Below are 18,995 nucleotides of genomic sequence, written 5' to 3'. Positions count from 1 at the left end.
ACAGGGCTCTGTAACAGAATCCGCGCGCGGCCCACATTGTCACGGTGGCAGTGATTGACAGGCACGACGGCGGCGAAATCTTCGTCGCGCGGAGCGCACGCCACGCCCGCCGCCCGATCAGAAGGCTGCACGATGACGGACACCCGTCCGACCCAGACCGAGGTCCGCGAGACGGGCTCTCATCCGTTCGAGGCCGGGCTCGCCCGCCGGCCGGCCAACTACGTCCCGCTGACCCCCGTCAGCCTGCTGGCGCGGGCCGCCGCCGCGGCGGGGGGGCGGATCGCCGTGATCGACGGCCACCGCCGCCTCACCTACGCGGACCTCTACGCGCGCTGCCGGCGCCTCGCCGCGGGCCTCGCGGCCCAGGGGGTCGGGCCACTCGACACCGTGGCGATCCTGGCGCCGAACGTCCCGGAGATGATCGAGGCGCACTTCGCCGTGCCGATGCTCGGCGCGGTGCTGAACCCGCTCAACACGCGCCTCGACGCGGCGACGATCGCGTTCTCGCTGCGGCACGGGGGCGCCCGGGCGCTCCTCGTCGAGGCCGAGTACGCCGCGCTGGCCGCGCGGGCGCTCGCGGAACTCGCCGAGCCGGTCCTCGTCGTGGCGATCGGCGCGACCGGGATCGACGGGGCCCTGCCCTACGAGGATCTGCTGGCCGAGGGCGATCCGGACTACGCCTGGCACGGCCCGGAGGACGAGTGGCAGTCGCTCTGCCTGCTCTACACGTCGGGGACGACCGGCGATCCCAAAGGCGCCGTCTACAGCCATCGCGGCGGCTATCTCCAGGCGCTCGGCAACGCCGTCACGTTCGGCCTGACCGGCGAGAGCGTGTATCTCTGGACGCTGCCGATGTTCCACTGCAGCGGCTGGTCCTACCCTTGGGCGAGCGTCGCGGCCTGCGCCACGCAGGTCTGCCTGCGCAAGGTCGAGCCGGCAGCGATCTTCAGGCTGATCGCCGAGCACGGGGTGACGCATCTGTGCGGCGCCCCAATCGTCCTCTCGATGATCGCGCACGCCCCGGCCCAGGACCGCGTGCCGTTCCCCCAGCGCGTGCGCTGCGCGGTCGGCGGCGCGGCGCCGTCCTCGACGATCATCCGCACCATGGAGGAGCTCGGCTTCCAGGTGACGCACCTCTACGGCGCCACCGAGAGCTACGGCCCCGCGACGGTCTGTCTGGCGCAGCCGGACTGGACCGATCTCCCCGACACCGAGCGACACGCCCGCATGGCCCGCCAGGGCGTGCCGCTGGCCACGCTCGAGGCGGTGAGCGTCGCCGACGTCGCGAGCGACGCGCCGGTGCCGCGGGACGGCACGACGGTCGGCGAGATCCGCCTGCGCGGCAACACGGTGATGAAGGGCTACCTCGGCAACCCGGGCGCGACCGAGGAGGCCCTCGCCGGCGGCTGGTACCGGACCGGCGACCTCGCGGTCTGGCATCCCGACGGGTCGGTGGAGATCAAGGACCGGGCGAAGGACATCATCATCTCGGGCGGCGAGAACATCTCCAGCCTGGAGGTGGAGGAGGTGCTCATGCGCCATCCCGCCGTGATGCTGGCGGCCGTCGTGGCGCGGCCGGATCCGACCTGGGGCGAGAGCCCCTGCGCGTTCCTCGAGGTGAAGCCCGGCGCGACCGCGCCGAGCGACCAGGAGCTGATCGCGTTCTGTCGCGAGCACATGGCGCGGTTCAAGGTGCCGAAGACGGTGGTGTTCGGGCCGCTGCCGAAGACCTCGACCGGCAAGATCCAGAAATTCATCCTGCGCGAGCAGGCGCGGGACCTCTGACCCGCGCCCGCCCCGCGAAGGGAGCCGTCCGGGGCGATCGCTACAGGCCGGAGACGAGGTGGCCGCCGTCGACCGCCAGGACGCTGCCGGTCATGTAGGCGCCGGCCTCCGAGGCCAGGAGCAGGAGCGGCCCGTCGAGTTCGGCAGCCTCGCCCAGCCGGCGCTGCGGGATGCGCCTGATCAGCGCCCGGCCGCCGTCGGACTCGAAGAAGGCGTCGTTCAGCTCCGTCTTGATGTAGCCCGGCGCGAGGGCGTTCACCCGGATCCCGTAGCGGGCCCACTCGAGCGCGAGGCTCTTGGTGAGCTGGACGACCGCGGCCTTCGAGGTGGCGTAGGGCGCGAGTCCGCCGGTGACCCGCAGGCCGAGGATCGACGCGATGTTGACGATGCTGCCCCCCGTGCCGTGCCGGACCATGCGCCGGCCGGTGGCCTGGGCGACATGCCAGACGCCCTTGAGATTGGTGTCGAGCACCGCGTCCCAGTCGGATTCCGCGAGGTCGAGCGCCGACTTCGTCGCCGTCACGCCGGCGTTGTTCACCAGCACCGCCACGGGTCCGAACTGCGCCTCGGCGGCGTCGAGGGCCCGCTCGACGCTCGCGGCATCGGTGACGTCCATGACGACGGCGTGGGCCTCCCCGCGCGCGGACGTGACGCGGGCGACGGTCTCGGCGAGGGCGTCGGCACGGCGGGCGCCCAGCGAGAGGCGCGCGCCGGCGCGGGCTAGGGTCCCGGCGAAGTGACGGCCGAGGCCGCTGGAGGCCCCGGTGACGAGAACGTGGCGGCCGGCGAGGTCGAACGGATTCGCCATCTCAGCGGGCCGCGGCGACGCTCGGCAGGGCGACCCGGAACGCGCCGGTGATAACGAAATCGGTCATGGCTCTGCGCCTCCCCTGCACGCGCCGCCGGTCTTCAGGCCGCGGCGCCGGACCCTGTTGTGGACCCGCTCCGCCGGGTCCGCCAGCCGGCACGGAGCCCCTGCCCGCTCATCGGCGGCCGAACAGCCGCTCGATGTCAGCGAGCTTCAGCTCGATCGAGGTCGGGCGCCCGTGATTGCACTGTCCGGAATTCGGCGTCGCCTCCATCTCGCGCAGGAGGGCATTCATCTCCTCCGGCCGCAGGCGCCGCCCGGCCCGGATCGAGCCGTGGCAGCTCATGCGCGACAGGACCGCGTCGAGGCGCCGCCCGAGCGGGCCGCCCTCGGTCGCCGGCTCTCCGCCCTCCTCGTCGCCGCTGGCCTCCAGGGCGTCGAGGATGTCGGTGACGAGCTTGCGCGTCGAGGCGCCGATCAGCGCGGCCGGCACCTCGCGCACGAGCACCGCCCCCGGCCCGAACGCCTCGATGGACAGTCCCAGCCGGTCGAGGTCCGGGGCGGCCGCGACCAGCCGGTCGGCCTCCTCGGGGCTCATCTCGACGACGTCAGGAATCAGCAATCCCTGGCGGGCGATGCCGCCTGCCTCCCGCTCGGCCTTCATCCGCTCGTAGACGAGGCGCTCGTGGGCGGCGTGCTGATCGACGATCACGAGGCCGTCGCGGGTCTGGGCGAGGATGTAGGTCTCGTGGATCTGCGCGCGGGCGGCCCCCAGCGGATGATCGAGCGCCTCCACAGCGTCGGCGGCAACGCGGGTGTCGGCCTGGGGCGGGGCCGCCACGGCTTCGGGCTCGGGCCCGGCCCAGACGGCCTGAGCGGCCTCGCCGAAGCCGGTCGGCTCGACCCGCGCCGGCTGCGGCGCCGGCCTCCACGCCGCCGAGGACCGGTAGCCGGGCGGCGCTGCCACCGAGGGTGCACCGCTCGGGAAGGGGCCCGGCCGCGTCGGCCGGAACAGGCTCGGCGCGGTGGCGCCGCTGTGGGTGGCGAGCGGCGCCCCGGCCGGGCGCAGGGCGTCGAGGGTCCGCGCGGCGCCGGTGGTGGCCGAGCGGGCGCCGCCGCGGCGCAGGGCGTCGTGGATCGCGCTCACGATCAGCGCCCGCACGAGGCCCGGCTCGCGGAAGCGCACCTCGGTCTTGGCCGGGTGGACGTTCACGTCGACGAGGCCGGCGTCGCACGCGACGGCGAGGCCGAGCACCGGGTGCCGGTCGGAGGCCAGCGTGTCGGCGTAGGCGCCGCGGATCGCCCCGAGCAGGAGTCGGTCGCGGACCGGCCGGCCGTTGACCGCGAGGTGGATGTGGGTCGCCGCGCCGCGATGGTAGGTCGGCAGGCCGACATGACCGGCCACCGCGAAGCCCTCCCGGGCCAGGGAGACCGGCAGGGCGTTGGCGAGGAAGTCCTGCCCCAGCACCGCCGCGAGCCGGCGCAGATCCGCCTCGGCCCCGGTCTCGGCCGGCAGGACCAGGGGCTGCCCGGCATCGGCCCGCAGGGTGAAGCGGATCCCGGGCTGCGTCGCGGCGAGGCGGCGCAGCGTCTCGGCGATCGCGGCGTTCTCGGCCCGGTCCGACTTCAGGAACTTGAGCCGCGCCGGCGTGGCGGCGAAGAGCTCGGTCACCTCGATCCGGGTGCCGCGCTGGGCTGGGGCCGGACGGACCTGCCCCTTCATCCCCGCGTCGACGGTGAGGCTCGCCCCCGCCTCGGCCTCCGGCGTGCGGGTGACGATGGCGAGCCGCGACACCGCGCCGATCGACGGCAGGGCCTCGCCGCGGAATCCCAGGGTGTCGATCGCCGTGAGGTCGCCGCCCGGGAGCTTGGAGGTGGCGTGCCGTTCGACCGCGAGGTCGAGATCGTCCGGCGTCATGCCGCGGCCGTCGTCGACGACCCGGATCAGTCGGCGCCCACCGGCCTCGACGGTGACCTCGATCGCCCGGGCCCCGGCATCGATCGCGTTCTCGACCAGCTCCTTCACGGCCGAGGCCGGGCGCTCGACCACCTCGCCCGCGGCGATGCGATCGACGAGGACGGGGTCGAGGCGGCGGACGGACGGCGCGGACAGGGAGGACATCGGCGCGCAGGATAGTCCCTGCGCGGCGGCGATCCAATCGGCCGGTCGTGCCGACCCGTCAGGCGCGGCGCTTCGACCCGCCCAGGGAGATGCGGCCGGCGCCCCCGCGCGGTCCGTGGCTCGCCGCCGCCACGGGACGGCGGGACAGGTCGTAAAGGACGTTCCCGACGAGGCCCGCGGTCCGCCGGAGGGTCGGGCCCTCGCAGGTCGCCGCGACGCGGACGCCGATCGCGTGGGTGTGACTGCGGCCGTAGAGCCAGACGGCGAGCCGGGCGCGCGTCGCCTCCGGGATCCCGTCGAGCAGAAGCGCGGCCCCGTCCGGGTCGGCCTTGATCAGGCGGCCGACCACGTCCGGTGCGACCGGGCAGTCGAGGGCCGGGTCGTCGATGCTGAGCGTTCGGTCCTGGGTCATGGTGGCCCTGACAGCGTGGAGCCGTCAGCGTGGGCAGTCTTGGTTAACGAAAGCTCACCACAAGTCGCAGCCCCGATCCGCCATTGCAGGTCGCGACGGGGGCGTTGCCGCGCTGCAACCGCCACCCGCCCCGGATCCCGCGTCCTAGAGCGGCCGTCGGATCAGCCGGGCGATCAGGCCGACGATGCCCTCGCGGAACAGCAGCACGCAGAGCACGAAGACGCAGCCCTGGATGATCGTCACCCAGGCACCGAACTGCGCCAGGTAGGTCTCCATCGTGACGATCACCAGCGCGCCGACGATCGGCCCGAACACCGTCCCCATGCCGCCGACGAGCGTCATCAGCACCACCTCGCCGGACATCGACCAGTGCACGTCGGTGAGCGAGGCGAGCTGGAACACGATCGCCTTGGTGGAGCCCGCGAGGCCGGCCAGCGTCGCCGAGAGCACGAACACTGCGAGCTTGTACTGGCTGGCGCGGTAGCCGAGCGAGATCGCCCTCGGCTCGTTGTCGCGGATCGCCTTCAGCACCTGCCCGAAGGGCGAGTGGATGATCCGGTAGATCAGCAGCATCCCGGCCATGAACACGACGGCCACGACGGCGTACATCACCCGGTCGTCCGCGAGGCTGATCGCGCCGAACAGGTTGCCGCGGGGCACCGCCTGGATGCCGTCCTCGCCGCCGGTGAACTTCGCCTGCAGGGAGAAGAAGAACACCATCTGGGCAAGTGCCAGGGTGATCATCGAGAAGTAGATGCCCTGCCGGCGGATCGCCAGGGCGCCGAAGACCAGACCCAGCAGGGCGGCCGTGACCGTGCCGGCGAGGATCGCGAGCTCGGGCGTGAAGCCCAGGCTCTTGGCCGTGTACGCGCAGAGGTAGCTCGCCATGCCGAAATAGGCGGCGTGGCCGAAGGAGAGCAGGCCGCCGTAGCCGAGCAGGAGGTTGAAGGCGAGCGCGAACAGCGCGAAGCACAGCACCTTCATCAGGTAGACGGGGTACAGGACGAGCGGTGCCACGACGAGCAGCACCGCGATGCCCACGAAGATGAGGCGGTGGAGCGCCTTGTCGTCCCGACTCGTCGGCACGGCGGCGGCGATCGGGGCGGCGTCGAGGGCGGCGGTGTCGGCCATGGGGGTGCCTCAGATCGCGATCAGGCCGTGCGCCCGAACAGGCCGGCGGGTTTGACGAGCAGCACCAGCACCATGATCACGAAGATCACGGTGGCGGACGCCTCCGGATAGAACACCTTGGTCAGTCCCTCGACGAGGCCCAGGGCGAAGCCCGTGATCACCGAGCCGATGATCGAGCCCATGCCGCCGATCACCACCACAGCGAAGACCACGATGATGATGTCGGCGCCCATGTTGGGATTGACCGAGTAGATCGGCGCAGCGAGCACCCCGGCGAAACCCGCGAGCGCGACGCCGAACCCGTAGGTCAGCGTCAGGAACAGCGGCACGTTGACCCCGAACGCCTGGACCAGGGTCGGGTTCTCGGTTGCGGCGCGCAGATAGGCGCCGAGCTTGGTCTTCTCGATCACGAGCCACGTCGCGATGCAGACGGTCAGCGAGGCGACCACCACCCAGGCGCGGTAGTTCGGCAGGAACATGAAGGGCAGGCGCTGGCCGCCGGACAGCTCGGCCGGGATCGCGTAGGGCAGACCCGACACGCCGTACTGGTTGCGGAACAGGCCCTGGATGATCAGCGCGAGACCGAAGGTCAGCAGCAGGCCGTAGAGGTGGTCGAGCTTGTAGAGCCGGGCGATGAGCACCCGCTCCAGCACGATGCCGAAGGCGCCCACCACGAGCGGTGCGAGCCCCAGCGCCCACCAGTAGCCAAGACCGACATAGGTGAGCAGCATCCAGGCCACGAACGCGCCCATCATGTAGAGCGCGCCGTGGGCGAAGTTGATGATGTTCAGGAGCCCGAAGATGATCGCGAGCCCGAGCGACAGAATCGCGTAGAACGAGCCGTTGATCAGGCCGAGCAGGAGCTGACCGAACAGGGCCTGCGTCGGCACACCGAAGATCGTGGTCATGGCCGGTCTCCGCGCCCCGAACCCACCGTCAGCCCTTCACCAGGGGGCAGTTGCCCTCGTTGAGCGGCCGGAAGACCTGGTCGCCCGGGATGGTCTCGAGCTTCTTGTAGAGATCCCACTCGCCCTTCGATTCGGCGGGCTTCTTGACCTCGAACAGGTACATGTCGTGGATCTTGCGGCCGTCCGCGCGGATCACGCCCTTGCCGAACAGCGGGTCGTCCGTCGGCATCGCCTTCATCTTGGCGACCGTGGCCGCGCCGTCGGCGGTCGACTTCGTCTCGGCCACAGCCTTCAGGTAGTGGAGCACGTCCGAGTAGACGCCCGCATGGTTCGCGGTCGGCTTCGAGCGGTTCTTCATCTGCTTGGCGAACCGGTCCGAGAAGGCGCGGGTCTGGTCGTTCAGGTCCCAGTAGAACGGCTCGGTGAGCACCAGCCCCTGCGCCACCTTGGTGCCCAGCGAGTGCACGTCCGAGGAGAAGACCAGGAGGCCGGCGAGCGCCTGGCCGCCCTCGGTGATGCCGAATTCGCCCGCCTGCTTGATCGCGTTGATCGTGTCGGTGCCGGCATTGGCGAGCCCGATCACCTTGGCGCCCGAGCCCTGCGCCTGCAGCAGGAAGGACGAGAAGTCCGAGGTCGGGAACGGCGTCTTCACCGAGCCGACGACCTTGCCGCCGTTCTTGGTGATGACCGTGCTGGTGTCGCGCTGGAGGGTCTGGCCGAAGACGTAGTCGGCGGTCAGGAAGAACCACGTGTTGCCGCCGCGCTTGACCATCGCGCCGCCGGTGCCGTTAGCGAGCGCCACCGTGTCGTAGACCCAGTGGATGGTGTTCGGCGTGCATTGCGGGCCGGTGAGGTCGGCGGTGCCGGCGCCTGTATCGATGAAGACCTTGTTCTTCTCCTTGGTGACCTGGCTGATCGCCAGTGCCACCGAGGACGTCACGCCGTCCGTGATCATGTCGACGGCGTCGCGGTCGTACCATTGCCGGGCGATGGCCGCGCCGACATCCGGCTTGTTCTGGTGGTCGGCCGAGACGATCTCGACCTTCAGCCCGTGCTGCTCGGGCTTGAAATCTTCGACCGCGAGCTTCGCGGCCACGACCGAGCCCTCGCCACTGATGTCCGAGTAGGCGCCCGAGCGGTCGCCCAGGATGCCGATCTTCACGTTCGTCTGCGCGGCTGCGGTGCCCATCATCAGGGCGCCGGCGAGGGCGGCGAGGGTCACGGGCCGGGCGATGCGTCCGAGCATTTTCGTTTCCATCCTCCAGCGGCGCGGCGGATCTCCGCCGGCCGAGTATCGGGTCGCCGTTTTCTGGCGCTTCTACGGTTTTCGCGTGCGAGATTCAGACGCCGAGATAGGCGTGCAGCTTGTCGATATTGGCGTCAAGCTCGGCATTGGGGATCATGTCGACCACCCGCCCCTGCTCGATCACGAAGTGCCGGTCCGCCAAAGTCTGGGCAAAGCGGAAATTCTGCTCAACCAGGACGATGGTGTAGCCCTGAGTCTTCAATTGCTGGATCGTCCGGCCGATCTGCTGGACGATGACCGGCGCGAGACCTTCCGTGGGCTCGTCGAGCAGGATCAGCTTGGCGCCGGTGCGCAGGATACGCCCGATCGCCAGCATCTGCTGCTCGCCGCCCGAGAGCTTGGTGCCCTGGCTGCCGGCGCGTTCCTTGAGGTTCGGGAACAGCGTGTGGATATCGGCCACCGACATGCCGCCGGGCTTCACCCGCGGCGGAAGCATCAGGTTCTCGTGGACCGTCAGGCTCGCGAAGATGCCGCGCTCCTCCGGCACGTAGCCGATCCCGAGCCGGGCGATGTTGCGCGAGGCCATCCGGACCGTCTCGACGCCGTCGTAGACGATCGAGCCCGAGCGCTTGCCGAGGATCCCGATGATCGCCCGGAGGGTCGTGGTCTTGCCCGCGCCGTTGCGGCCGAGCAGCGTGATCACCTCGCCCGCGCGCACGTCGATGTCGATGCCGTGGAGGACGTGGCTCTCGCCGTACCAGCCCTCGAGGCCGCGGACGGTCAGCAGCGCGTCGGTCGCGGCCGCCGGAGGTGTCTTCAGAACCGCCTCAGGCATGTCCCGCCCCGATATACGCTTCGACCACGCGCGGATCCTTCGAGACCGTGGCGTAGTCGCCCTCGGCCAGCACCTGCCCGCGGGCCAGCACGGTGATCCGGTCCGACAGGGAGGCGACCACGGAGAGGTTGTGCTCCACCATCAGGATGGTGCGGTCCTTCGAGACCCGGCGGATGAGTTGCGCCGTGCGCTCGACGTCCTCGTGGCCCATGCCGGCCATCGGCTCGTCGAGGAGCAGCATCTCCGGATCGAGGGCGAGCGTCGTGGCGATCTCGAGCGCGCGCTTGCGCCCGTAGGACAGCTCGACCGCGAGCACGTCGGCGAAGTCGGAGAGGCCCACCGCCTCGACGAGGGCGAGCGCCTCGCCGTTCAGCGCGCGCAGGACCCGCTCGGGCCGCCAGAAGTCGAAGGAATCGCCGCGCCGCCGCCGCTGGAGGGCGATGCGGACATTCTCCATCACCGTGAGGTGCGGGAACACCGCCGAGATCTGGAACGAGCGCACGAGCCCGAGGCGGGCGACGTCCGCGGCCTTCAGGCCCGTGATGTCGCGGTCCTTGTAGCGGATCGTCCCCGCGGTCGGGATCAGGAACTTCGTCAGGAGGTTGAAGCAGGTGGTCTTGCCGGCTCCGTTCGGCCCGATGAGGGCGTGGATGGTGCCGCGCTCGACCTGCAACGCCACGCCGTTGACGGCCCGGAATCCGCGGAATTCCATCGTCAGGCCATCGGTCGCCAGGATTACATCCCGTGCCAAGCGTGTCCCTCCCGGGTTCGATTTCTTGCCGCCATATCGCCGATCCCCAGCCGCGCAGTCCATCGCAAACGCTCGTAGCGGCGCGACAATCCCCCGGGAGTGATATCAGTCGCCCTCCGTGTCACGACGGCCGCCGGACAGAACTTGACCGCGCAGCGCACCGCACTTAACTCAGACAATTCGTCGAGTGGCTCTTTTGAGAGGTTTCGGCATGGGCGATCGCCCGGCCTACATCGCCGTCGACTGGGGCACGACGAACCGGCGAGCCTTCGCCGTCTCGGAAGCGGGCGCCGTCCTCGACAGCCTGCACGACGAGCTTGGCGTCCTCGCCCTGACGCCCGACGCCTATCCGGGGGAGATCGCGGCCCTGCGCGCGCGACTGGGCGCCCACCCCATCATCGCCGTCGGCATGATCGGCTCCAACCGGGGCTGGCAGGCGGCGCCCTACGTGGCCGCGCCGGCCACCCTCGCCGCCCTGGCCGAAGCCTGCCTCGAGCCCGCCCCGGGCGTCCGGATCGTCCCCGGCGTCGCTCTGCGGGGCGGTGGTCGCCCCGACGTGATGCGGGGCGAGGAGATCCAGGTCCTCGGGGCGATCGGAGCGGGCGCGGCGCCGGCGACGGCCCTGTTCTGCCAGCCCGGCACGCACAACAAGTGGATCGAGACCGTCGACGGGGCCATCACGGATTTCACCACCGTGATGACCGGAGAATTCTTCGCCCTCCTGCGGGCACACGGGATCCTGGCCGGGACGCTCGACGGCACGGTCGGGGATGGGGCCCCCTTCCGCGCGGGTGTCCGGCGCGGCCTCGCGTCCCGCAATCTCGCCGCCACCCTGTTCGAGGTCCGCTCCGGCCTCCTGCTCGATCGGCTCGCCCCCGAGGACGCGGCGGCCCATGCCAGCGGGATCCTGATCGGCGCCGATATCGGCACCCGGGACGACCTCCGGCGGCGCCCGGTCCATCTCCTCGGCGGCGGTCGCCTCGGGGCACTCTACGCCGCCGCCATCACCGAAGCGGGCGGGGATCCGGTGATCGTGCCGGACGGTTCAACCACGGCCGGTATCCACGCCATCTGGAGTCTGCGGGCATGACCATCCTCGACCGGTTCGAGGCGGCCTTCGCGGCCTGCCCCCTCGTCGCCATCCTGCGGGGGCTCACGCCGGACGAGGCACCCGCCGTGGGGGAGGCGCTGGTCGGAGCCGGGTTCACCCTCGTCGAGGTGCCCCTCAACTCGCCGGACCCGCTCCGGAGCATCGCGACGCTCGCCGAGCGCCTCGCCGGGCGGGCGCTGGTCGGGGCCGGCACGGTCCTGACGCCGACTCAGGTCGGCGAGGTCGCCGATGCTGGCGGAACCCTCGTGGTATCGCCAAACGCCGATCCGGCCGTCATCGGCGCCACCGTCGCGGCGGGCCTTGTCTCCCTTCCGGGCTATCAGACGCCCACGGAGGCTTTCACGTGCCTGGCGGCGGGAGCAACCGCGCTGAAGCTGTTCCCGGCGGATGTCGCGACGCCCCTGGCGCTCCGGGCGCATCGCGCGGTCCTTCCGCCGGACACGCGGGTTCTGGCCGTCGGCGGAGTCTTGCCCGAGACCATTGCGGGCTGGCGGCAGGCGGGCGCCGATGGATTCGGCCTCGGGTCCAATCTTTACCGGCCCGGGAAGGCGGCGGCCGACGTCGCCCGCGACGCCGCGGCCTACGTGGCGGCGTTCGAGCGCTCCGCCTGAAGACACCGACGGCGGGCCGTCCGGTCGGGCCGAGCTAGACACGGAAGAGCGTGTCGGCCGCGCCCCCTGACCTTCGCTCGATGCGCGCCTCCGCAGGCGGCCTGACCGCGCCTGCGCGACCGGTTCACAGCGCGATCGCCGCCGCGTCGTCGCGGTCGGCACTTCACGGGCGAGGCCCGGCCGCTCGTGGCAGGTTGCCGAGGTGTCGCGCTATCGGCGGTTCGCGATCTCGCGGGCCGGCCGGTCGGACCGGTCGACCACCGTCCGGCACGCACCGCTCAGCGACACCCGCTTCTCGCGGAGGCAGAGTGTGATCGCCCCCGCGTTCGGGATCTGGGCGGCGCACAGCCGCATCACGTCCGGCGTGCAGGCGGCCCGGTCCGCGCCGGTCTCCGCGAGCGCGGGCGCCGTGCCGACCAGGACCGCGAAGAGGGCGAAAGTGGCGGACTTCATCAAGGATGTCTCCTGAGCGGATCGGGGCCGCGAGCGGCCAAGCCTCGGCGTCCGGCGAGAACGCCGAGGCCGGAAAAGATATCCCGTCGTGCTTGTTTCAATCTGACGCAGGTTCGCGGCCGCGGAGCGAAAGGCCGCTGACGTCACGGACGTATCGCCGGTGCGATCGCACCGGTCGTCGCAGGCTCGACCAGAGCCGCGCCGACGACCGGTTGTGATCTCTGGCGATCGAGCTTGTCCGCCGAGACGAGGGCGGCGGCGATCAGGGCCGACACCGCCAGCGTCGCCTTCACCACGTCCCAGACCCGCGCGAGCATGGTCGATCCCCAACGGCGTCATCGAGTGCGAGCAGCGGATCCGCCTCATCAATCCGCCTGCCCCGCATCCTCGACCGGAGCCCTTCCCAAAACCTTTCCCGTGAACCCAAGGACTGCATATCGACCGTCGCGTGATGCAATCCGGTCTCACCCCGAGAACTCGCGCAGGTTTCCCGCGCAGCATCTCACGCGAGCGTCGGTCCCGCGGCCGCCTCGGCGGCCAGCGCCTCGAAGACCAGGGCGTGACGGCGCGCCAGGGCCTCGACATCGTGCGTGTACCCGCCGCCGATCACTGCGGCGAGCGCGATCCCGCGGGCGCGGGCCTGCGCCACGACGTAGCGATCGCGGGCGAGCAGTCCGTCATCGGTGAGGCAGAGACGGCCGAGACGGTCGTCCCGATGGGGATCAACGCCCGCGTTATAGAAGACGAGATCCGGCGCGAACGCGTCGAGGAGCGTCGGCAGGCGGGCGCGCAGGACATCGAGATAACCGGCATCATCGAGACGGTCTGGCAGACCGATGTCGAGGTCGCCGGCGATCTTCTGGGCCGGGTAGTTGTTCTCGCAATGGATCGAGAGCGTGAACAGGTCGGGCCTGAGGGCGAGGCAGTCCGCGGTCCCGTCGCCCTGATGCACGTCGAGGTCGACCACGAGGACGCGCCGGACCAGACCTTCGGCCTGGAGGGTGCGGGCCGCCACCGCAACATCGTTCAGCACGCAGAAACCGGCGCCCTGCCGGCGCCGCGCGTGGTGGCTGCCGCCGGCGGCGCTGCCCGCGAGGCCTTCCGCGAGGGCGAGGCGCCCGGCCAAGAGTGTGCCGCCCACCGAGGCGCGGGAGCGGCGGACAAGGGCGGCGTCGACCGGCAAGCCGATCGCCCGCTCGATGTCCCGGCCGACATCGCAGGCAAGCACCGCGTCCACGTAGGCCGGATCGTGGGCGCGTAGCAGGATCTCGGCACTGGCGGGCTCCGGCGTGACGAAGCCTAGGGGCGCCAGACCCTTGGCGACCAAGGTCTCGGCGAGCAGGCCGTACTTGCGCATCGGGAACCGGTGGCCTGACGGGAGCGGCGCCTCGTAGGCCGGATGGAAGGCGATCGGCGGGATCACGCGGGCCGGCCCAGATCGGCCAGGAGGCACCGGGCCAGTGCCTGACCGCTGTCGTAGGCCGCCTCGATCCGGGCGCCGAGGCACCAATCCCCGCCTGCCCCTAGACGCAGGTCCGGATCGTACAGGCAGGGTTGCTCAAGGGCGGTCTCGACCTGGGCGTAGCGCCAGCGATGCGCCTCCGCGTGGGACGGCCGGAGCTCGGCGCCGAGGACGTCCTCGGCCGCTCCGAGAAGCGCGGCGATGACCGCCTCGCGTGGAGCCTCGAGATGTCCGCGGGACCAGGCGGGCGTCGCATGCACCGTGAGCCGCGAGCCGGCAGGCCTCCCGGGCTTCGCGGAATCGTGTGCGATCAGGCCGATCGGATCGGTCCGAGGCTGGACGAGGACATCCCGCGGTCGCGTCTCTGTCGCCACCATGAGCGACCAGCACGGCGCATAGGTGGCGCGCCGGACACCGGGTAACGCGACGCCCGATGCCTCGAGCAGCGTCGTGACCTGAGGGGCCGGGACGGTGATCGCGACGGCGTCGAACGGGCCGTGCACGGTGCCGGCCGCGTCCTCGAGGTGCCAGCGCGCTGCCTGCCGTCGAAGCCGCACGACGGTCGTCGCGCTCGATACCGGAAGGTCCGAGAGCAGGGCTCGGACGGGCTCCGTTATGCCCGGCACGCCGACATGGCGGTCGGAGCCGGCCCAGGGCGCAACGATGCCCAGCCGCTTCCACCGGCCGAGCTCGGCCGCGAAGGCGGGCCCGCGCGCGCGCATGAATTGCGCGCCGTGGTCGAACTGCATCTCACCGACCCGCCGGGTCGCCATGCGTCCCCCGACCCCGCGCCCCTTGTCGAAGACCCGGACGCTGAAGCCCGCCTCGGCCAGCCGGCGCGCGGCGGCCGCGCCTGCCATGCCGGCTCCGAGGACCGCGACAATTCCGTGCTCGTTCACGCCCCTGCCCCGTCTGAACGACCGGCCCCGCCGCCGCGTGAGGGCGAAGATAGGGGCCGAGCCACGCGGCGTCAGAGCGACGGAATCGCGCTTGTCATGGACGGGATCGGTGTACGCGACGCGGATACGGTCCGGCTGTCCGGCGAAGTCCCGCGGTGATCGGTGGCGCCGTGGTGCGGGTAGAGGGAATCCGCACCACTGAGTCGAATCACGGGTTAAGTCTCTGTCATTACTTGGTTTTGCCTGTGCCTAAGAATGTGCCTAACATCGTGTGCTCATGGGCTGTGCCTTGATGCGTGGAATTCCGATGGGTAGACGAGCGACCAGCTACCTCTACCTGCGCGGCACGACGTGGTGGCTGAAGATCCAGACGCCGGGGCAAGCGGCGATCCGCCGGAGCCTCAGGACTAGCGATCGGCTTCAGGCCGAGGTGAAGGCCCTGCCGGAGATCCAGCGCCACAAGCAGGCTCTGCTGATGCTCCGGTCGTTCCAGGCCAGCGAGACGGTTCCGGACCCGCGATACGATCCCGCTTCGGGTCAGGCGTTTCGGTTCGAGCCGGGCGAGGACGTGGTGCATGCGGATGGATCGCGGACCCGCGCGACGCGCGATCACGTGGTACACTTTGACGCAGACGGTCACATGCGGGTCGAGCCGAACGTCAGGACCAGCACCGTCGTGGTGAAGGCCCAGACGGTGTGGCAGTGCAGCCGGGAAGAGGCGCTGGCCATGGGCTGGTCCCCCGAACGGGTCGCCACGATGACTTTCAAGAAGTCGTTGGACGCGAAGCCCAAGGCGACGGGTGTGGATCCCGACCTGAAGCTGCTGGACGACTTCCTCGATCTCCAGCCCCGGACCAAGCACTACGAGGCGGACGCTCGGAACACCTGGAAGCGGTGGAAGACGTTCATCGGGGACAAGCCCCTGTCGAAGTGCACCCGAGACGACGGGCGCGCCTTCGTCAAACACCTGCGTTCACAGGTCCCGCCTCCGGCGCCGGTCACTGTGCGAAAGTGGCTTTCGTTGTTGAAGGCGCCGATCGCCCACGGTCTGCCCAAGCACGATCCGCGACAGGATGTCTTCCACAACCTGCAAACGGGGGTCGCCGTCCAGACGCGGCGCATCCCGCTCGACGAAGCTGACATGGCCCTATTCCGGGAGAACGCATTCCCGAAGATGGGTCGGGACGAAAAACTCCTGTGGATGATGATGGCCACCACCGGGATGCGTCAGAGCGAGTGCGATTCGCTGGTGGAGGAATTCCAGGAGAACGGCATCCGTTTCTGGATGATCGGCGTGACGCCTGGGCGACAGGCGAAGACCACCACCTCGATGCGACGCGTGCCGATCCCGGACGCGTTGATCCCGATGCTCCCCGAACGGATTACGGGTCGCGTCTTTTCGAAGCCCATGGTGATCATCAACAAGAACGTCGGGCGCTGGATGGAGCGCGTCGGGATCACCGACCCGCGCAAGGTCCCCTACTCGCTGCGGCATCGCGCCCACGACCGGATGCGTGCCGCGGCATGCCCGCGCGACATTCAGCTTCAGATCGTAGGGCACGATAAGAACACGATCCACGACGACTATGGCGAGGGCCACCCAATGCCGATTTTGAAGGACTGGGTCGAGAAGATCGGGTTCTGAAGGGTCAAACGACGCCGAAATTCACGCGCTGCTGGACCGCGTCGTCTTCGTGATCCGCGCGGGCCGGTCTGCCGAGGCCCTGGACCTTCTGGCCGAGACTCGGCGTCGGATGGAGGCCCTGACGCCGCCGACGATCTTACACTGAGCCTCGCGCGAGGCTCGAAGGGTCGCTTGACATCCTCTCGGATTGTGGTATCTTACCCCACATTGGGCGTTCTTTACCTAAGTGCCCAAATTGACTCGCCTCACCGCGATTTCGCGGTTATCGTTTGCCTGCGTTTGAGTCAGCAGGAGACGACAGTGAGCGAGGTGGAGACGATCGCGGATCCCGGCACGCGGACCAGCAAGGGGGGGCGACCCTTCCCCGTGTCTCGCGAGTTTGCGCCGATCCAGGCCAGTCCCGAGTGGGTCGCGGCCACCATCAAGCGGATGTCGGTCGTGGAACTGTGTGAGATGGTCCACGGCACGATCGGCGGCCCGCATGCGGACGACGCCGAGGTCTACCTGGACGAGTTGCTGACGCGTTCAGAGTTCAAGGGCCTGGACCGCGACGCGGCGCGGAACAAGGCCAAAGACAGCGGACGGATGCACGCGGCCTCGAAGGAGGCGACCCGCCGCTCCGCTGCGCGCATCGACGGCGACGAACCGACCCTGTTTCCGCTCCCGCTCGACGCGCCGCCTACGGTTGAAGCACGATCCCCGTCCGCGCCCGAAATCGCCCCGGAGCCCGCGCCCACCGTTCCCACGGCACTGAACGTGGGCGATGTGGGTGATGTGGGCAGTGAGGGAGATGAGGGTGAGGCCGAAGACGAGGCCGACGAGCCGAACGAAGACGAGGACGGCGCCGAGGCTCCGTTCGAGACTGTGCTCAATTTCGTGCGCGGCTACTGCGCGACCAACCGGCTGCACCTCCGCTTGGACGGGACGATCTCCGATATTGAGGTTCCCACAACTCTCTCGTTCGAGGACATCGAGGCAGCCTCCGGGCTGGAAGACCAGACCCGCCAGACCCTTCGCCTGGATATCCGGGTGGCGGCGCTCCGGGCTAAGCTGAAGACCGGGAATCTGAACGTCGCGGTGGACCAGTGGATGAAGGAGCAGCGGCAGGACCGCCGGTCTGCTCTCTTCAAGCTGACGAGCGTCCCGTCTGCCCAGGTGGACCCCACCTACGGCTGGAACGTGCTCCGGAAGCTGGCTGAGGTCCGGTTCGAGGGCGATCCCGAGTACAGCGCGGCCATGATCGAGCAGATCATCTGGGAGACCAAACGCCGGGCCTGGGGCGAGGGCGTGGAGAATCCGCACTTCTTCATGTTCACCTCGGCGACCCAGTGGAACGGCAAGTCCACCCTGGCGCGAAACATCCTGTCGCCGATCTCTGAGGCGATCCGGGCGAACGTCGAACTCCGGGCCCTGCTGGACACCCGCTGGCACGACCTGTGGAAGTCCTACGCCCTGATCATCGATGAGATCCCCCCGAAGGGCGAGGACGCCGACCGGGCGCTGGCTATCCTGAAGGGCCGGATTACGACCCCGGAGCACAACCTCCGGCCGATGGCGACCAACGACGTGATCCGCTCGAAGAACCGGACCACGCTGGTGGGTACGTCCCAGTACCGAGTGATCGACTGCTTTGGCGACGCCAGCGGAATGCGCCGGTATGTCGAGATAAAGATGCGCGAGGGTCGCCGGTATCTGGAGTGGCCTGAGGCACGGGCGGTCACCGAGGTGATCGACTGGCCGCGGGTCTGGCGCGGCGTGGACATGCTGGGACAGGAGCCGATCTACGCCCGTGACCAGTATGAGACGCTGAAGGCGCTCCAGGAGGCGATGAAGCCGCCGGTCGCGCTCGACACGTTCGATGAGTGGGTCGTGCGGCTGTCGCCCACCCGCGACAAGACCTATCTTGCTGCGATCAGGACCAGCAGCGGTCACGCGACGATCTCCGACCTTTACCGGAGCTACCGCGACTATGTGGTGGCGCACCGACCGCGCGGCGGCCTCCTGTCGGAGCAGGCGTTCGAGAACCGGATGCGCGGCGTGACCCGGAACATCTCGACCAAGCGCGGCCGGACTCCGGACGCTTTGCTCTCCCACCACACGTTCGAAAAGGACGACGGTCGGAAGACGACCCAGTACGTCTACATCGGACCAAATCCCTGACTTGGGCCAAATAGCCCTCGATTGGTTGAATATAATTTGGACCCTGCTTGCAGGGTCCAAATCTTGCTCAAGGCGTGCGTCAACCATGCGATGGGTGAGGCCCCGGTAGGCCACCACCTGCGCGATGTGACAGCCGCTTCTCCTGCAACTTATGACTGACGCGCAGCCGGGTGACGTATTCCTTGTCGAGCAGGTTGATCGATTGTCGCGGCTCACCGGCGCTGACTGAGACCGCCTCAAGGCTGAGATTGCTGCTCACAGGGTTCGGGTCGTCGCGCTCGATCTCCCACCTCATGGGCAATGACGGCTGACGACGAATTTACGGCCCGGATTTTTGAGGCAATCAACGGCATGCTTCTGGACATGTTGGCCGCCATAGCTCGCAAAGACTTTGAAGATCTGCGTCGCCGCCAGGAGCAGGGTCAAGCCAAAGCAAAGGCAGCGGGCCGCTATCGCGGTGCGTCGAAGACGTAAAGCGCAACGCAGGAAGCGCAGCCAGGCTGACCAAAGGCTTGTCGTGGTCGCAGATTCAGGCAGCCATTGGGTGCAGCCGAGCGACAGTGGCGAAGATCGCCCGTCGTGTGGGTGCGAATTCTCCGCCGGACCGCGCCGAGGTGAACTGTTGAAGCGGCACGCACGGCAGTTGGCAGCATCGG

General features: G+C 69.7%; 17 protein-coding genes. 5 read left to right on the top strand and 12 right to left on the bottom strand.

Annotated elements, in window-relative coordinates:
- Positions 1–132: 132 nt before the first annotated feature.
- On the top strand, positions 133–1,785 hold the full coding sequence (locus tag BM314_RS12875) for an AMP-binding protein (protein WP_091978367.1): 1,653 nt from the start codon (positions 133–135) through the stop codon (positions 1,783–1,785).
- Between the two features lie 40 nt (positions 1,786–1,825).
- Here the strand turns inward: BM314_RS12875 and BM314_RS12870 are convergent, their stop codons facing one another.
- The 8 genes from BM314_RS12870 to BM314_RS12835 form a co-directional block, all read right to left on the bottom strand.
- Complete coding sequence (locus tag BM314_RS12870; RefSeq protein WP_091978366.1) at positions 1,826–2,593, bottom strand: SDR family NAD(P)-dependent oxidoreductase; 768 nt, start codon at positions 2,591–2,593, stop codon at positions 1,826–1,828.
- Positions 2,594–2,768: 175 nt separating this feature from the next.
- Positions 2,769–4,715, bottom strand: a complete 1,947-nt coding sequence (gene mutL, locus BM314_RS12865) for a DNA mismatch repair endonuclease MutL (RefSeq protein WP_091978365.1) — start codon at positions 4,713–4,715, stop codon at positions 2,769–2,771.
- A gap of 58 nt (positions 4,716–4,773) precedes the next feature.
- Positions 4,774–5,127, bottom strand: coding sequence for a hypothetical protein (locus BM314_RS12860; protein ID WP_020091438.1), 354 nt, complete (start codon positions 5,125–5,127; stop codon positions 4,774–4,776).
- Positions 5,128–5,271: 144 nt separating this feature from the next.
- Complete coding sequence (locus BM314_RS12855) at positions 5,272–6,258, bottom strand: branched-chain amino acid ABC transporter permease (RefSeq protein WP_020091437.1); 987 nt, start codon at positions 6,256–6,258, stop codon at positions 5,272–5,274.
- 20 nt (positions 6,259–6,278) lie between these two features.
- Positions 6,279–7,166, bottom strand: a complete 888-nt coding sequence (locus BM314_RS12850) for a branched-chain amino acid ABC transporter permease (protein ID WP_043380394.1) — start codon at positions 7,164–7,166, stop codon at positions 6,279–6,281.
- Between the two features lie 28 nt (positions 7,167–7,194).
- Positions 7,195–8,412, bottom strand: a complete 1,218-nt coding sequence (locus BM314_RS12845) for an ABC transporter substrate-binding protein (RefSeq protein ID WP_091978364.1) — start codon at positions 8,410–8,412, stop codon at positions 7,195–7,197.
- Positions 8,413–8,506: 94 nt separating this feature from the next.
- Positions 8,507–9,247, bottom strand: coding sequence for an ABC transporter ATP-binding protein (locus BM314_RS12840; protein ID WP_091978363.1), 741 nt, complete (start codon positions 9,245–9,247; stop codon positions 8,507–8,509).
- Positions 9,240–9,998 (bottom strand): ABC transporter ATP-binding protein, encoded by a 759-nt coding sequence (locus BM314_RS12835; protein WP_026604669.1) that lies wholly within the window; start codon positions 9,996–9,998, stop codon positions 9,240–9,242. Before BM314_RS12835 ends, BM314_RS12840 begins: the two co-directional genes overlap by 8 nt.
- 211 nt (positions 9,999–10,209) lie before the next feature.
- On the opposite strand from BM314_RS12835, the gene BM314_RS12830 reads away from it, so the two are divergent.
- Entirely contained in the window at positions 10,210–11,088 is an 879-nt protein-coding gene (locus BM314_RS12830; protein WP_091978362.1) for a 2-dehydro-3-deoxygalactonokinase, read from the top strand.
- Positions 11,085–11,720 carry a 2-dehydro-3-deoxy-6-phosphogalactonate aldolase gene (locus BM314_RS12825; RefSeq protein ID WP_091978361.1) on the top strand — a complete coding sequence of 212 codons (636 nt, stop codon included), beginning with the start codon at positions 11,085–11,087 and terminating at the stop codon, positions 11,718–11,720. Before BM314_RS12830 ends, BM314_RS12825 begins: the two co-directional genes overlap by 4 nt.
- A 210-nt stretch (positions 11,721–11,930) precedes the next feature.
- Here the strand turns inward: BM314_RS12825 and BM314_RS12820 are convergent, their stop codons facing one another.
- The 4 genes from BM314_RS12820 to BM314_RS12810 form a co-directional block, all read right to left on the bottom strand.
- Positions 11,931–12,173: a hypothetical protein gene (locus tag BM314_RS12820; protein ID WP_091978360.1), complete on the bottom strand. Its 243-nt coding sequence runs from the start codon at positions 12,171–12,173 to the stop codon at positions 11,931–11,933.
- 143 nt (positions 12,174–12,316) lie between these two features.
- Positions 12,317–12,490 carry a hypothetical protein gene (locus tag BM314_RS30585; RefSeq protein WP_020091429.1) on the bottom strand — a complete coding sequence of 58 codons (174 nt, stop codon included), beginning with the start codon at positions 12,488–12,490 and terminating at the stop codon, positions 12,317–12,319.
- Between the two features lie 185 nt (positions 12,491–12,675).
- Positions 12,676–13,593 (bottom strand): histone deacetylase family protein, encoded by a 918-nt coding sequence (locus BM314_RS12815; RefSeq protein WP_091978478.1) that lies wholly within the window; start codon positions 13,591–13,593, stop codon positions 12,676–12,678.
- Entirely contained in the window at positions 13,593–14,534 is a 942-nt protein-coding gene (locus BM314_RS12810; protein ID WP_280142552.1) for an NAD(P)/FAD-dependent oxidoreductase, read from the bottom strand. Before BM314_RS12810 ends, BM314_RS12815 begins: the two co-directional genes overlap by 1 nt.
- Positions 14,535–14,841: 307 nt before the next feature.
- Between BM314_RS12810 and BM314_RS12805 the strand changes: the two genes are divergently transcribed.
- Both BM314_RS12805 and BM314_RS30580 read left to right on the top strand, forming a co-directional pair.
- On the top strand, positions 14,842–16,179 hold the full coding sequence (locus BM314_RS12805; RefSeq protein WP_091978358.1) for a site-specific integrase: 1,338 nt from the start codon (positions 14,842–14,844) through the stop codon (positions 16,177–16,179).
- Positions 16,180–16,479: 300 nt separating this feature from the next.
- On the top strand, positions 16,480–18,339 hold the full coding sequence (locus tag BM314_RS30580; RefSeq protein ID WP_091978357.1) for a hypothetical protein: 1,860 nt from the start codon (positions 16,480–16,482) through the stop codon (positions 18,337–18,339).
- Positions 18,340–18,995: the final 656 nt, after the last annotated feature.

The sequence above is a fragment of the Methylobacterium sp. 13MFTsu3.1M2 genome (genome assembly GCF_900112625.1).
In the GTDB taxonomy this organism is placed as follows: Bacteria; Pseudomonadota; Alphaproteobacteria; order Rhizobiales; family Beijerinckiaceae; genus Methylobacterium.
This window is presented reverse-complemented; position numbering and strand designations above follow the sequence as displayed.

Coding starts and splice junctions, on each gene's coding strand:
- BM314_RS12875 (WP_091978367.1), top strand. CDS start 133: ATGACGGACACCCGTCCGACCCAGACCGAGGTCCGCGAGACGGGCTCT.
- BM314_RS12870 (WP_091978366.1), bottom strand. CDS start 2,593: ATGGCGAATCCGTTCGACCTCGCCGGCCGCCACGTTCTCGTCACCGGG.
- mutL (WP_091978365.1), bottom strand. CDS start 4,715: ATGTCCTCCCTGTCCGCGCCGTCCGTCCGCCGCCTCGACCCCGTCCTC.
- BM314_RS12860 (WP_020091438.1), bottom strand. CDS start 5,127: ATGACCCAGGACCGAACGCTCAGCATCGACGACCCGGCCCTCGACTGC.
- BM314_RS12855 (WP_020091437.1), bottom strand. CDS start 6,258: ATGGCCGACACCGCCGCCCTCGACGCCGCCCCGATCGCCGCCGCCGTG.
- BM314_RS12850 (WP_043380394.1), bottom strand. CDS start 7,166: ATGACCACGATCTTCGGTGTGCCGACGCAGGCCCTGTTCGGTCAGCTC.
- BM314_RS12845 (WP_091978364.1), bottom strand. CDS start 8,412: ATGCTCGGACGCATCGCCCGGCCCGTGACCCTCGCCGCCCTCGCCGGC.
- BM314_RS12840 (WP_091978363.1), bottom strand. CDS start 9,247: ATGCCTGAGGCGGTTCTGAAGACACCTCCGGCGGCCGCGACCGACGCG.
- BM314_RS12830 (WP_091978362.1), top strand. CDS start 10,210: ATGGGCGATCGCCCGGCCTACATCGCCGTCGACTGGGGCACGACGAAC.
- BM314_RS12825 (WP_091978361.1), top strand. CDS start 11,085: ATGACCATCCTCGACCGGTTCGAGGCGGCCTTCGCGGCCTGCCCCCTC.
- BM314_RS12820 (WP_091978360.1), bottom strand. CDS start 12,173: ATGAAGTCCGCCACTTTCGCCCTCTTCGCGGTCCTGGTCGGCACGGCG.
- BM314_RS30585 (WP_020091429.1), bottom strand. CDS start 12,490: ATGCTCGCGCGGGTCTGGGACGTGGTGAAGGCGACGCTGGCGGTGTCG.
- BM314_RS12805 (WP_091978358.1), top strand. CDS start 14,842: ATGGGTAGACGAGCGACCAGCTACCTCTACCTGCGCGGCACGACGTGG.